Source organism: bacterium SCSIO 12696 (assembly GCA_024397955.1).
GTDB lineage: Bacteria > Pseudomonadota > Gammaproteobacteria > Pseudomonadales > Porticoccaceae > SCSIO-12696.
The window spans coordinates 1,207,140-1,221,709 of sequence record CP073744.1 but is presented as its reverse complement, the minus strand read 5'-3'; the positions used below and the strand labels follow the sequence as shown (position 1 = coordinate 1,221,709).

Below are 14,570 nucleotides of genomic sequence, written 5' to 3'. Positions count from 1 at the left end.
AAGCGCCAAAAAACTATCATTGGGCAGTGGGTAGCGAATGAAGGAGTTGTTGGGCAGTTTCGGCGGTGGACGCTTTAGTGTGCTGGGTCTTGGCACACCGGTGTTGCTGATGGTAATGCTGGCGATGATGGTGTTGCCTCTGCCTGCGCCGCTGCTGGATTTATTGTTTACCTTCAACATCGCACTTTCCCTGATTGTTCTGCTGGCGGCCATTTACACCAACCGGCCGTTGGAGTTCGCTGTTTTTCCCACTGTATTGCTGATCGCAACCTTGCTTCGCCTTGGGCTCAACGTCGCTTCTACCCGGGTAGTGCTGATTAACGGGCATACCGGCACCGATGCTGCTGGCAAGGTGATCGAAGCCTTTGGTGAATTCGTGATTGGCGGCAATTACGCGGTTGGTTTTGTGGTGTTCGCCATTTTGGTGATTATCAACTTTGTCGTAGTGACCAAAGGTGCGGGGCGTATTTCTGAGGTGAATGCCCGCTTTACCCTGGATGCCATGCCCGGTAAACAAATGGCCATCGATGCCGACCTCAATGCCGGCATTATCAGTTCTGACGAGGCGCGTTTGCGCCGGGAAGAAGTGTCCCAAGAGGCCGATTTTTACGGTGCTATGGACGGTGCCAGCAAGTTTGTGCGCGGTGATGCGGTAGCGGGCATTCTGATTCTATTGATTAACATTGTCGGTGGCCTGGCGGTGGGCGTCGCTCAGCATAACCTCAGTTTTGAACAGGCTGGGCACAACTACGTACTGCTGACCATCGGTGACGGCCTGGTGGCACAAATTCCTTCACTGCTGCTGTCTACGGCCGCGGCCATTATCGTTACCCGGGTTTCGTCCAGCCAGGACATGGGCCAGCAGATGATGAGTCAGCTGTTTGGCAACCCCAAAGCGTTAGCGGTGAGTGCTGGTGTGGTGTTGATATTGGGCATGGTGCCGGGTATGCCGAATCTGGTGTTCCTCACTATCGGTGCCGCATTGGGCGGGCTGTCTTACTGGTTGAGCAAGCGCAAAAAAGTGGAGCTGGTGGATGACAGCCAACAGCCCAGGCCGGAAGAAGCCGCGCCAGAAGTGCGCGAGCTCAGTTGGGATGATGTACAACCGGTGGATATGATCGGTCTGGAAGTGGGCTATCGATTGATTGCGCTGGTAGATAAAGCCCAGGGCGGTGAATTGCTGTCTCGCATCAAAGGGGTACGGAAAAAATTATCTCAGGAGCTGGGCTTCCTGGTGCAGGCGGTGCACATTCGTGACAACCTGGATCTCAGCCCCAATGCCTATCGCATTACTTTGCAGGATGTGCCGGTAGGGGAGGCAGAGATACACCCAGGCAAAGAACTGGCCATCAACCCCGGCCAGGTATTTGGTGAGCTTCAGGGTATCCCTGGGGAAGACCCGGCATTTGGTCTTGAGGCGGTTTGGATAGACCCGTCACAACGGGACGAGGCTCAAACCATGGGCTACACCGTGGTGGATTGCAGCACCGTTGTTGCCACTCACCTGAGTCAACTTCTCAAAGACAACGCCTGTGACTTGCTGGGCCATGACGAAGTCCAGCAGCTGCTGGATGTACTGGCCAAAAGTTCTCCGAAACTGGTCGAAAATCTGGTGCCAAAAACCCTGTCGCTTGGGGTGGTGTTGAAGGTGATGCAGAACCTACTGTCTGAAGGCATTCCTATTCGCGACGTTCGTTCCATCGCCGAAGCTTTGGCGGAACACGCACCCAAGAGTCAGGAAGCTGACGCTCTTACCACCGCGGTACGTGTGGCGCTGGGCCGCACTATCTTCCAGGGTGTTGCCGGAATGGAGCATGAGCTGCAGGTAATGACATTCGACCCAGAGCTGGAACAGATGTTGCTTAACAGCTTGCAGGGTGGCGGTGCTGCGGGCGGTATTGAACCGGGCCTGGCGGAATCAATGATGCGGCAGATTAACGCCAATTCCCGTCGCCAGGAAGCATCTGGTCAAGAGCCGGTGTTACTGGTGTCGTCACCACTGAGGCTGTGGTTGTCGCGTCTGCTGCGAGGTAATAACCCCAGCCTTCATGTTTTGGCTTACGATGAAATTCCCGCCAATAAACGGGTAAAAGTGACGGCGTCAGTAGGGCGTGAGTCCATGGCATTGGCCGGGTAAGGTTAATAAAAAATAGACGGTGAGATCGTTATGCGTGTTTTAAAAATAGCGATATTTTTGCGAGAGCAAGGCGGCAGCGCACGGAGGCCCGCAGTGTATAAAACATACATGAGGAGGCGAGTACGCTGCCAACACAGCTCTCGCGCAAATAGTGTATTTTTAGGGGTGCTCACATGAAAATTCAGCGCTTTATTGCTAAGGACAGTCGCCAAGCGATGCGTGAGGTGCGCGAAGCCATGGGTGGGGACGCGGTTATTTTGTCCAGCCAGCGAGTAGCTGCGGGCATCGAGGTGGTGGCTGCGGCGGACTACGACGAAAAGCTGCTTCAAGCACGAATTCAGGATGGCTCTCTGAGCGATGTGTTGCCGTCCGCGACCAAAACCCAACAGGCGCCCGGGGCTCGGGATGGCGACAGCTTTAATGAAATGCGCCGCGAACTGACCCAATTACGAGATCTGGTGGAAAACGGCTTGGCCAAACAAAAGGTTGCTCCTCAGCAGCCGGCTGAGAAATCCACCCCGGCGCCACCAGCTCCCGCTGTGGCTGCCCGTGCCGAGGTGGCTGATAAAAACGTCAGTACAAAAGCCAGTACAAGCGTCAGTAATGGTGTTGCCAATGGTGGCTTGCGTACGTTGCTGCTGCAGCGCCTGATGAACTTGGGCTTGGGCAGGGAGCTGAGTATGCAATTGGCCGATGCGGTGCCTTTGGTTGGCGACTTGGCAGATTGCTGGAATACGGCCATGAAACGCCTCAGTGCTCAGCTGCAAGAAGGTGGCAACCAAATTCTCAGCAACGGTGGCTGTGCCGCTTTGGTGGGGCCTACCGGTGTTGGCAAAACCACATCGGTGGCAAAGCTGGCGGCTCGCTTCGCTATGCGCCACGGGCGCCAGCAGGTTGCCTTGATTACCACAGACTGTTACCGCATTGGCGGCCAGGAACAGATCTACACCTTTGGGCGCATTCTCGGGGTGCCGGTGCGTTTGGCCACCAATCGGGATGAGTTGACTAAAGCCATCGGCGAATTTGCCGACCGCCGCCTGGTGCTGATTGACACCGCAGGTATGAGCCAGCGGGATATGGAATTGATGAAACAGTTCGATACCTTGCAGGGCGCAGCGCCAGATATGCAGATTTACCTGACGCTATCGGCCACCTCACAACTGCCTATTCTGGACGAGGTGGTGCGCAAATTTGGGGTTTCCAATCTGGCGGGGGCGATTGTTACCAAAGTGGATGAAAGCGCCAGCCTGGGGCCGGTGTTGTCCACCTTGATACGCCAGCGCTTGCCGGTGGCCTACCTGGGTAACGGCCAGCGGGTTCCCGAAGATATCCAGCTTGCCCGAGCTGCCGGAATGGTTAAAGATGCACAACAGATGATGGAAGCCTATGGACTGGATGCTGCGGAATGGCAACAGCCATTCAATCAAGGGTTTAACGATGTAATGGGAGGCCAGGCGGTTAATGCTGGAGTCGCTTGATAACAACGATCAGGCCAGTGGTCTGAGGTCCATGTCTCGCCAGGGGCCGGTAAAAGTGATTGCGGTCACCGGAGCCAAAGGGGGCGTGGGTAAAACCAATGTGTCCGTCAACCTGGCCACTTGTTTTGCCGAGCTGGGCAACAACGTCATGTTGATGGATGCGGATCTGGGCTTGGCGAATGTGGATGTGTTGCTTGGTTTGCACGCCAATTACGATCTGCGCCACGTGATTTCCGGTGAGCGCTCTTTAGAAGAAATTATTATCGACGGCCCCAAAGGCATCAAAATTGTACCGGCGTCTTCCGGTGTCAGTCGTATGGCGGAGCTCACCAACGCAGAGCACGTGGGTTTGATTCGCGCCTTCAGTGAACTGACCTTGCCAGTGGATATCCTGGTGGTGGATACCGCTGCCGGCATCAGCGACAGCGTAGTCAGTTTCAGCAAAGCAGCCCAAGAAGTGCTGGTGGTGGTGTGCGATGAACCCACGTCCATTACCGATGCTTACGCACTGATTAAAGTACTCAGCCGGGATCATGGGGTGGAGCGCTTTCACATTCTCGCCAATATGGTCAAAGACAAGGTTCAGGGTGAGCAACTGTTTTTCAAAATCAGCCGGGTGGCAGAACGGTTTCTGGATGTTAGCCTGCTTTACTTGGGTGCAGTGCCCTTCGATGAGCAATTGCGCAAATCCGTACAGCGCCAGGTAGCGGTAGTGGAATCCGCGCCGCGCAGCAAAGTCAGCCGCGCCTTCCAGCGCATTGCCGAGCAGGTGAATAACTGGCCGATGCCCGACGTGGCCAGTGGCAAACTGGAGTTTTTTGTAGAGCGCTTGCTCTATGCCAATGACTACGGCCAGGCAAATTCGTTGCCTGAGGACGGCCAATGACCGGTGCCGCAGCCTATGCCGATCATTGCAAACAACAGCAAGAACAGCTGTTGCAGCAACATCTGCCCCTGGTGCGCCGCATTGCCCATCACCTGATGGCGCGCATGCCCGCAGAGGTGGATGTGAATGACCTGATCCAGGTTGGCATGATTGGGTTGCTGGAAGCGGCGAAGAACTACACCGCTTCCCAGGGTGCCAGCTTTCAAACCTACGCCAGTATTCGTATTCGCGGTTCCATGCTGGATGAGCTGCGCCGTTCTGACTGGACGCCGCGCTCAGTGCAACGCAAAGCCCGCCAGGTGGCCACGGCGATCCGCGAGGTGGAAGGTCAGCAGGGCCGCAGTGCCAGCGACACCGAAGTCGCCCATCAGCTGGGGGTGACTATCGACGAATACCACAACATGCTGCGCGATACTGCCGTCTGCCGCATTACCGGCTTTGACGACCAGCCACTGGGGCAGGACGTGGCGGTAGACGACAGTTCGTCACCGCTGCAACAGCTGCAACAAACCGGTTTTAAAGAATCTCTGGCAGAGGCCATCAAGCAATTGCCAGAACGGGAACAATTGGTGATGTCGCTTTACTACGACGAAGAACTGAATTTGAGAGAAATCGGCGAGGTACTGGGTGTCAGTGAATCCCGGGTATGCCAAATCCACAGCCAGGCGCTATCCCGTCTGCGCTCCCGCATGGGGGAGTGGACACAGCAATAGCGGCGCAATCAATCCGGAGGCTCCATGATCGACCGCATTTCCATACCTACCTCACCGAGCATTCGCCCTTCAAAACCTGTGATTAAAGACGGTGACTCTCGTCATCGCGAACCCCCACCAAAACGCAAAGCGCCTAAACCTCCCAGCGATGAAAATCGCGGTGACAATCGGCCGCACATTGATGAATATGTGTGACGTTTAATAATGCTTTTCAAACAAACAGTAATGTTTTGGTAATACAGCTAAGATAACTTTAATCTTTATAGGTTTAATGGCTGCTTAATAGTTGATGCAATACACATTCGTTTCTATTGAATGGTCATGAATAACCACATCATCAATTTAAAATCCACTTTAATATTTGGGTTGGCACTACATACTTCAGGTTTATTTCGTGCGGAAAAAAGCCTGGTTCTCGACAGTATTGCTATGCATGATAAAATTTCCAGAAAAGATAACTGCTGGCCTTGAATGGAGATGATTGAGCAGCTATTCTGTGAATTCAACTCTTAAAATGGACACATGGACGCTTGCTATGGTTGGCATAAAATTCTTTTTTCAAAAATCTTTAAGTGTTCTGCTGGCATTCAAGTTCTTTCATAGGTCAGTAAGCTGCCTAAAAAAATATCTACTTCTCGTTTCTCAATAAATCAATTTGGACGTTTAGGTTTCATGCCATATAGGCAGAAATAGAAAGGACTCAGTAATGTATAAAAAATATCTTAGAAAATTCACAAACGGTTCATTCTATAAGTTGTTGATGCTTATGGTTTTTATACAGCTCTCTGTAGTAGTGTCCGCTACGCAGGGGACGACACCCGGTGAGTTGATCTACGAAGCTCGTACTAAAAACGCGAATGGAACCGCTTGGGTATTTGTTGACCCTTATTCCTCTCATGACTCTGCATATGCTGCTACACCAGAGAGCTACGTGCACAAAAATAAGCTAAACGAATTTGAATATATAGGGCTTGGCTCATGTAGTGGAAGGCTCTGTGGGTGCAATTATGTTAGGCGCGTCATATATCCGACAAGCAATGTTTCAGAGATCACTTTCCTCCAAGTGACTACATTCGTTTAACCAGCATATGCTCATCAGGCTTTTATACCTATAACAGTGGCTATCCAGGTCAATGCATTGGGACTCCTCAAAACCGAGTGGCATCCAACTCTGAATCTGCCCACCAAGATTACTTATTTGGATTACGAATTGATTTATTCCTACGACTCAGACGGAAATCTACTTCGTAGGCAACGCAATGATATTGCACCTTGATTTAAGGGATTTACTGAAAGAATAAAATAGGGGGCAGTAGAGTGCCTTTATTGAAGACACCTAAATATGATCTGGCCTCCCATACAAAAAAATCTTTGTTTCTATCCATCTTGTAAAAGGAGTAGGTCGTGATAGTTTCAGCATTATCGATAACTGGGAAAACAAAAAAGTATTTTTGGATCCTTTTTCCTTTTTTGCTGCTTTTTTCAAAATTTTCAGTCGCCACTTCTACCATAGATCATGGCTTCTTTGATTCAAGTGAGTCTGCCAATAGTGCTTGTCAAAGTTTGTTTGGGCAAAGATGCGATCACTTTTGGAAAGGGAGAGACCCAAATAATGGAAGAAGATTCTATGAAGGTTTTAGAATATTTTCAGGTTGTGAGCTAGTTCCAGGCGGAGTAGCAGATAACCCAAACCAGCCGGATACTTGCTCAACGGTACATATATTCGGTTATATAAATGGCTGCCCATTAGGGGGACAGCCGGATCCTTTAGCTGGTTATGCATGTACATCTTCTGATGGCAAACAAAATGGCCCATCGTCATGCCCATCGTCAGATATTGGAAATCCTATAAATCTGGTTACTGGAAACAAGCACCAACGTGTTGTGGACTATGTATCATCTGGCATTAATCCACTTAGAGTAGTTAGGTACTATAACTCTAATACGGGTAGATGGCGATTTTTCCCAGAAGCTGTGGCCTCCAGGCGCCATGTAGAAGTCATGGTGACCAGAGCTGATGGCAAGCAACTGATATTTACCCGAAATGGCTCTACTTGGTTTCCTGATCCTGATGTTCAAGGTTCTGTAAAGAGGGCTTTTGCAGATGGTAGTATTTCTGGCTGGAAATACCTTATCGATGGAAAAACCACAGAAGAATACAATAGGTCTGGGCAGCTGGTTGCTGTACATAATGTCAATGGAAATAGCCAAACGTATACCTATTCAACGTCAACTATTTCAGTAAGTAATGGTATCGATCAGCTAGTCTTTGATGTTGATAATTCCGGAAGAATCATTGGATTTACTGCAGGGCAGGGAGAACATTACAGTTACACTTATGATTCCGTTGGAAGGTTAGTTTCCATTGTATATCCCAATAGTGCGGTTGCTCGAACTTATCACTATGAGAATGCCAGTTATCCAAATGCCTTGACCGGCATTACGGATGAAAATGGTGCTCGTTTTGCCACTTGGGCATATGATTCTGAAGGGCGAGCTATTAGTTCAGAACATCACGGCAGTACCGAAAAAGTTACCCTAGACTATACGCACATAGATGACTCAGTTGACCCAAGAGTGACGGCCACCAACGCTCTGGGCAAACAAACAACTTATCACTTCACCACTATTCATGGTGTACGCAAAGTCACTCAAGTTGAAGGCCATCAATCCGTTCACTGTGCAGCAGCAAACAAAACTTACACTTACGATACTAATGGTTTTCTCGCCAGTAAGACGGATTGGCTTGGCAATTTGATCAGCTACACCCGTGATACCAAAGGGCAAGAGCTATCTCGCACCGAAGCAGCAGGCACGCCTGATGAGCGAGTGTTTACGACCGAGTGGCATCCAACCTTGAACTTGCCCACCAAAATCACCTCTTCGGACTACGAACTGATTTACTCCTACGACTCAGGCGGGAACCTACTTAGCACACAACGCAATGATTTAACACCTTGATTTATTCATGGAATATAGAATTCTTATTGATAATGCCGGCGAGCATGCATGATGAAAAAAATTGAAAATCACTTTGGGATATTTGCGGCTTTACTTAAAATCACTACTCTTTGCTTTTATTCTTTGTCATTAAATTCTTACAGCAGTGAGTATGTGTGGGGCTTATCGTGCCAGTGGTGCTATGGGGCTCCTTCATGGGGCTATTCATCTGCTGAAACTGCATGTGCTAGCGCAGGTGCCCATGCTCAATATTGGGGGCATGGCTCTGTTGTAATGTTCAACGATAAGGACGGGCATTGCTATAGTGATTTAGGTTTTTCTTATGCGGGGATTCGCCGTCATGGTACAAATTGTCCCCCCGGAAACATTTACGATCCTAGTGATGGTTCGTGTAATGTACGCCCCAAAAATCATGGAGAGCAATGCGCCTCAACTCCGAACCCTATATCTATAGCCGTTGGCAATAAGTTTTATACATTGACTGATTACCATGGCTCTGGGAGTTTTCCTATTATTATCTCTCGATTTTATAACAATTTTTCTGGGGAATGGTCTTGGAGCTATTTACAGAATATTGAAGTGAGTTCTGAATCGCCTAGAACTGCTACTGTGTTTCGACCAGATGGTAAAGCGTACAAATATAGAGAAGAGGTAAATACATGGACAGGTGATCCAGATGTAACTGCAAAACTAACTTCTCAAGGACAAGATTTTATATTCACTTCTATAGATGGGACATCAGAGCAATATGACCCCACCGGAAGATTATTTTCAATAACAAACAGAAAAGGTTTAGTGCAAACCCTTTCGTATCAAAATAACCAAATAACTATTTCTGGAGGAAGCGAAGATGTCACATTATCCCTGGATAGTAATGCTCAGATAGTATCTATTGCCAGAGATGGTGAAGGGATATACCGCTATAGCTACAGAGGCGTAGGATTGTTGGAGTATGTTTCTTTACCCGACGATACACCTAGCCAATCTGGTGCTAACCCATTTGGGGAAGATAACCCATATCATACTGTTCACTACGAGAATGTGGCATTCCCAAAATATGTAACTGGAATCACGGATGAAAAAGGAAATCGGATTTCAACTGTTGAATATGATGCTGCTGGTCGAGCTATATCTAGTGAAAAGTTTAATGGAGCTGAGAAAGTTACTTTAGATTACACTCATATAGATTCTCTAAATCCATACGTCACTGTCACCAACGCTCTTAGCAAGCAAACTACCTACCACTTCACCACCATTCATGGCGTCCGCAAAGTCACCCAAGTGGAAGGTCATCAATCTACTAACTGCGCCGCCGCCAACAAAGCCTATACCTACGATGCGAACGGCTTCCTGACGGGTAAAACTGATTGGCTTGGCAATTTGATCAACTACACTCGTGATACCAAAGGGCAAGAGCTAACCCGCACAGAAGCCGCGGGTACACCTGATGAGCGAGTGTTTACGACCGAGTGGCATCCGACCTTGAACCTGCCCACCAAAATCACTTCTTCGAACTACGAACTGATTTACTCCTACGACTCAGGCGGGAACCTACTTAGCACACAACGCAATGATTTGACACCTTGATTTATCCATGGGGCATTGAATGATTTTTAAGAAAAGTAATGAGAATAGCAGGATGAAAAATTCTGAGAAACGACTGAGTATCGTGATGTCTGCAGCCCTTGTAAAATGGCGGAATTCTCATAATTCGTTTTCTCTGCTGCGTTTTACCTCTGAGAAAAAAATACGCCTACTTATTAGCAATATTTTGATATTAGTGCTTCTCTCCTCTTTCTTTATTAATAACGCTAGCGCTGGAAGCTGGCGAAAAAGCAAATGGCAGTATGAGTCGTACACTGGATCATGGCGAGGGCATTACAACGCATGCAAGTCGAGGGGAAAAATCTGCAGGGCGTATTTCACTGGAAAAACAAATAGTAACGAAATGAGAGAGTTTAAGGTCGAATCTTGGAGTGGTGGCAGTGGAGAATCACCTTGTACTAGCGATGACAGCAGCCGAAATATATACGATTGTCAAAACAAGAATTCAGGTACTCCGAAACAATGTTCTGGAAATCCAATTAATACGTTAACTGGTTACAAATACCAACTAATGGATAGCGAGGTAAAACTCAATAATAACTACATCTGGCCTATTTATTATCACTGGAATACAGAATTTACTACCTTAAGGACTGTAGCAGATAGAAAAATAGTCGTATTCAACTCTTTTGAGAATGGCCCGCTAGAAGGTGTAATTCACAGAGAAGATGGTAGTGAAATTGGTTTCTTGGGGTCTTTGACTGAGGGTTGGACTGTAGATCCCGATGTGAATTTTGAACTTACGTCTGATGCATCCACAGGCAGTATCATGTGGGAGTTAAAAACTATTGAGGGAAAATCTGAGTTTTATAATTCGAATGGAAATCTGATTTCGGTATATTATAAAAATGGCCAAGAAATTTTGTCTTTTCATTATGATTTGAGCGTGCCTAATGGCGGCGATAACGATCCAAGCACACTAGACAAAGTTGAAGATAATCGCGGTAATTACTTGTATTTCTCATATTCAGCTAGCTCGCTTCTAGACAGTATTTCTAACTCAGATGGGCTTTTTTCCAGCTATATATACGACTCTAGTAACCGCTTAATAGCTACGACCTATGCTAGTAATGGAGGTACTCGTATTTATCATTATGAAGATACAAATTTTCCTAATGCTTTGACTGGTATCACAGATGAAAAAGGGATTCGTTTTGCCACTTGGGCATATGACGCTGAAGGCCGTGCCATTAGCTCAGAGCACCACGGAAGTGCCGAGAAAGTTACGTTAGACTATACCCATATTGACGATTCTGTTGATCCAAAAGTGACGGCTACTAACGCCTTAGGCAAACAAACTACCTACCGCTTTACCACCATTTATGGCGCTCGCAAAGTCACACAGGTAGAAGGCCATCAAGCCACAAACTGTGCAGCCGCCAATAAATCCTACACCTACGATGCCAACGGCTTCCTTGCCAGCAAAACCGACTGGCTGGGCAATTTGACTAACTACATTCGTAATGCCAAAGGCCAAGAGCTAACTCGCACCGAAGCAGTGGGCACGCCTGATGAGCGTTTGTTTACCACCGAGTGGCATCCGACCTTGAACCTGCCCACCAAAATCACTTCTTCGGACTACGAACTCATTTATTTCTACGACTCAAATGGGAACCTACTCAGCACGCAACGCAATGATTTAACGCCTTGATTCATTCATGGAGCATGGAATGACTTTTAAGAATACCAATGAGGACAGCAGGATGAACAACGTAAAAAAACAACTGGGCATAGCTGTTACCGCAGGCATGTTGGCACTTGGGATGTCAGGCATTAGCCATGCCAGCCAGATTTGGAATTATACTTACAACAGCAATGGTCAAATGCTAACAGCGGATGGACCTCGCACTGATGTTAACGATATCACCACTTATACATACGATGCCTCTGGCAATCGGAATACGGTAACCAATGCCCTTGGGCATCTTACTCAATATCTGGACTACAACGGTCGTGGGCAGCCGGGGCGCATTATTGACCCCAATGGCGTCGAAACGGTTCTGACTTATCATGTCCGTGGCTGGCTGCTGACCAGTACCATCAAAGACACCGGTGGCAATGCCGCCAATGATGCTGTTACCACCTTTGGTTACGACAACGTGGGGCAAGTTGCCAGCATCACTCTGGCAAATGGTGCAACCCTGAACTACGAATACGATGGTGCTCGCCGCTTGACTGCCGTTAGCAACAGCTCCGGCGAACGGATTGAGTTCACTGTCGATCTGGCGGGTAACGTCACTCAGGAAGTTATCAAAGACAACGGTGGCAGCATTGTTAAAACCATGGCTCAAACCTACGACGAGTTGAGCCGGATGCTCACCTCTGTGGGTGCCAACAACCAAACTACCAGCTACGGTTATGACGTTAACGGAAATACCACTTCCGTCACCGATGGCAATAATAACCAGACCACTCAAACCTTCGATGCCCTGGATCGTCTCAAAGACGAACTCCGCCCCCTAAATCAGGACATCAGCTATACCTACGATGCTCAGGGTAATATCAAAACGGTCACAGACCCCAAAGGCCTGGTAACCACCTACAACTACAACGGCTTTGGCAACCTAACCAGCATGGTGAGCCCGGATACTGGCACCACTACTTATACATACGATGATGCCAATAACCGCCTGACACAGACCAATGCCAATGGTGTCACCGCCACTTTTACTTACGATGCCCTGAATCGCCCTCTATCTACCAGCTACCCAGACAGTTCACTTAATATCACCTATGGTTACGATGCTGGGGCTAACGGCAAAGGCCGCCTTACCAGTGTTACCGATGCATCAGGCTCCCGCACATTCACTTACGACCACTTTGGCAACCTCACTGGCATTAGCGCCACTGGCAATGTTACCTACACACTGAGTTATGGCTACAACACCGCCCAACAACTGGTGCAGGTAACTTACCCCAGTGGCCGCACCGTTGATTACACTTACAATAGTGAAGGGGAAATTAGCGGAGCCAGCACCACACTGAATGGCACAACCACATCATTGGCCAATAACATGGCCTACCTGCCGTTTGGCCCCATACAGCAGTTTAATTACGGTAACGGTATCCAACTGAGCCGCAGCTTCGATCTGGACTATCGCCTAACGAACCAGGATCACGGCACTGTCAAAAGCAATAGCTACAGTTACGATAACGTCGATAACATCACCGCCATTGATGACACCCTCGACGGCTCCCGGGATCAGTCACTGACTTACGATGCCCTGAACCGCCTGACCAACGCCACCGGCGTCTACGGCACCATTGACTACACCTACGACGAAACGGGCAACCGTCAAACCATCACCGATAACACGGGCACAGACAGCTACACCTACGACGCCAACAGCCACAGACTGCTAAGCACCAACAACTGGACATACCAGTACGACAACAACGGCAACCAGATCAGCAAGCTCGACAGCAATGGCGATGGCCTGATTTATGGCTACGACGACCGCAACCGACTGTTTACCGTTAGCCAGCGCAATACTTCAGCCAGCCCACAAGACACGCTGCTGGCCACCTACGCTTATAACGCCCGTGGTGAACGAGTGCGCAAGAGTACCGCCAGTGGGAATACTCACTACTTGTACGCGGGCAATGGTGAATTGCTGGCTGAGTTGGACGATACCGGCCAGGCTATTCGTGAGTACATCTATCTATCTGGGCAGCCTTTGGCAGTTGCCGCTTACGCACCGTCTACACCAGCTTCTATCTACTTTATCCACAATGACCATCTGGGTACGCCGCAGGTGATTACAGATGGCAGCCAACAAGTTGTATGGTCAACGGATAGAAAGCCGTTTGGTGAAGCCACAATCATCACCAATACGATTGCCAATAACCTGAGATTCCCTGGGCAATACTTTGATGAAGAGTCGGGGCTGCACTATAACTACTTTAGGGATTATGACCCTGCTACTGGGCGGTATATACAGTCTGACCCAATTGGCCTAGCTGGTGGAATCAACACTTATGGGTATGTTGAAGGAAATCCAGTTAACTATGTAGACCCTGAAGGCCTCGCAGCCCAATATGTAGGTCGTGCGACTTATGTTGCAACGGGGTACGCATTACGTACAACAGGTGGCCGCGTATTTATGCGGTGGTTGGGCGATGTAATCTGGGATGCTTTTGGAAATGATGATGATTGGGTTAGCCCTGTGGATGATGTTGGCCCAGACGCAATGGATACGCAGGCATGCGATAACAATGGTGGTGATGAGGATGACTTTTGTTATAGCAGGTGGGTTATTGAGAGTGGTAATTGTGGCCAATGGTCAAACTTAGGCGGGAGAGTAGTTGCTGCTTGTCTCTCAAGAGCAGCACATCGTAGAAATCTATGTAAAGCTAATGGCGGAAGAAGAAATCCAGCAGAGCCGCCAGAATATAACCCATTTAAAGACTATCCGCGTTAGAGCAAGAAAAATGAGTATTGAAGTAAGAAAAATATACGACGACTCTGGCAATCTAATTGGCGAGGCTGAATTTGTAGACGGTAAGCCACATGGCTCCTGCAAGCTTTGGAATTCAAATGGATTATTGATTCAGGAGTCTTCATTTAAGGATGGAGACTACCATGGTTCCTACAAGACTTGGTGGGAAAATGGGAAATTAAAAGAACTAGGAAGTTACTGCGATGGTGAAAGAGTGGGCATTTACATTTGTTATAAAGAAGACGGGAGTGTTTGGTCTGAGCACAACTACGATTAGTAAATACGAGCAAACTCTGCCGACATGTTGCCGACATCAGTCCTACTTTGTTATACCTAGTACACCAAAATGAG

At 48.5% G+C, this 14,570-nt stretch carries 10 protein-coding genes; all 10 read left to right on the top strand.

What is annotated here, in order from left to right:
* The first annotated feature begins 37 nt into the window (after window positions 1-37).
* The 10 genes from flhA (at window position 38) to KFE80_05550 (ending at window position 14,496) form a co-directional block, all read left to right on the top strand.
* Window positions 38-2,137, top strand: a complete 2,100-nt coding sequence (gene flhA, locus KFE80_05595) for a flagellar biosynthesis protein FlhA (GenBank protein UTW46354.1) — start codon at window positions 38-40, stop codon at window positions 2,135-2,137.
* Between the two features lie 173 nt (window positions 2,138-2,310).
* The gene (flhF, locus tag KFE80_05590; protein ID UTW46353.1) at window positions 2,311-3,615 is read left to right on the top strand and encodes a flagellar biosynthesis protein FlhF; all 1,305 of its coding nucleotides are present in this window, start codon (window positions 2,311-2,313) and stop codon (window positions 3,613-3,615) included.
* Window positions 3,599-4,501 (top strand): MinD/ParA family protein, encoded by a 903-nt coding sequence (locus KFE80_05585; GenBank protein ID UTW46352.1) that lies wholly within the window; start codon window positions 3,599-3,601, stop codon window positions 4,499-4,501. Before flhF ends, KFE80_05585 begins: the two co-directional genes overlap by 17 nt.
* Window positions 4,498-5,214, top strand: coding sequence for an RNA polymerase sigma factor FliA (locus KFE80_05580; protein UTW46351.1), 717 nt, complete (start codon window positions 4,498-4,500; stop codon window positions 5,212-5,214). Before KFE80_05585 ends, KFE80_05580 begins: the two co-directional genes overlap by 4 nt.
* A 24-nt stretch (window positions 5,215-5,238) precedes the next feature.
* Entirely contained in the window at window positions 5,239-5,409 is a 171-nt protein-coding gene (locus KFE80_05575) for a hypothetical protein (protein UTW46350.1), read from the top strand.
* A 1,209-nt stretch (window positions 5,410-6,618) separates the two neighbouring features.
* Entirely contained in the window at window positions 6,619-8,175 is a 1,557-nt protein-coding gene (locus tag KFE80_05570) for an RHS repeat protein (protein ID UTW46349.1), read from the top strand.
* 945 nt (window positions 8,176-9,120) lie between these two features.
* Window positions 9,121-9,762: an RHS repeat protein gene (locus KFE80_05565; protein ID UTW46644.1), complete on the top strand. Its 642-nt coding sequence runs from the start codon at window positions 9,121-9,123 to the stop codon at window positions 9,760-9,762.
* 19 nt (window positions 9,763-9,781) lie between these two features.
* Window positions 9,782-11,431 (top strand): RHS repeat protein, encoded by a 1,650-nt coding sequence (locus KFE80_05560; protein UTW46348.1) that lies wholly within the window; start codon window positions 9,782-9,784, stop codon window positions 11,429-11,431.
* A gap of 19 nt (window positions 11,432-11,450) precedes the next feature.
* On the top strand, window positions 11,451-14,201 hold the full coding sequence (locus KFE80_05555; protein ID UTW46347.1) for an RHS domain-containing protein: 2,751 nt from the start codon (window positions 11,451-11,453) through the stop codon (window positions 14,199-14,201).
* 10 nt (window positions 14,202-14,211) lie between these two features.
* The gene (locus KFE80_05550) at window positions 14,212-14,496 is read left to right on the top strand and encodes a hypothetical protein (protein UTW46346.1); all 285 of its coding nucleotides are present in this window, start codon (window positions 14,212-14,214) and stop codon (window positions 14,494-14,496) included.
* Window positions 14,497-14,570: the final 74 nt, after the last annotated feature.

Bases quoted from the DNA above. Each gene is read 5' to 3' on its own strand.
- KFE80_05555 (UTW46347.1), top strand. From the start codon at position 11,451: ATGACTTTTAAGAATACCAATGAGGACAGCAGGATGAACAACGTAAAA.
- KFE80_05550 (UTW46346.1), top strand. From the start codon at position 14,212: ATGAGTATTGAAGTAAGAAAAATATACGACGACTCTGGCAATCTAATT.
- flhF (UTW46353.1), top strand. From the start codon at position 2,311: ATGAAAATTCAGCGCTTTATTGCTAAGGACAGTCGCCAAGCGATGCGT.
- KFE80_05560 (UTW46348.1), top strand. From the start codon at position 9,782: ATGATTTTTAAGAAAAGTAATGAGAATAGCAGGATGAAAAATTCTGAG.
- flhA (UTW46354.1), top strand. From the start codon at position 38: ATGAAGGAGTTGTTGGGCAGTTTCGGCGGTGGACGCTTTAGTGTGCTG.
- KFE80_05575 (UTW46350.1), top strand. From the start codon at position 5,239: ATGATCGACCGCATTTCCATACCTACCTCACCGAGCATTCGCCCTTCA.
- KFE80_05585 (UTW46352.1), top strand. From the start codon at position 3,599: ATGCTGGAGTCGCTTGATAACAACGATCAGGCCAGTGGTCTGAGGTCC.
- KFE80_05580 (UTW46351.1), top strand. From the start codon at position 4,498: ATGACCGGTGCCGCAGCCTATGCCGATCATTGCAAACAACAGCAAGAA.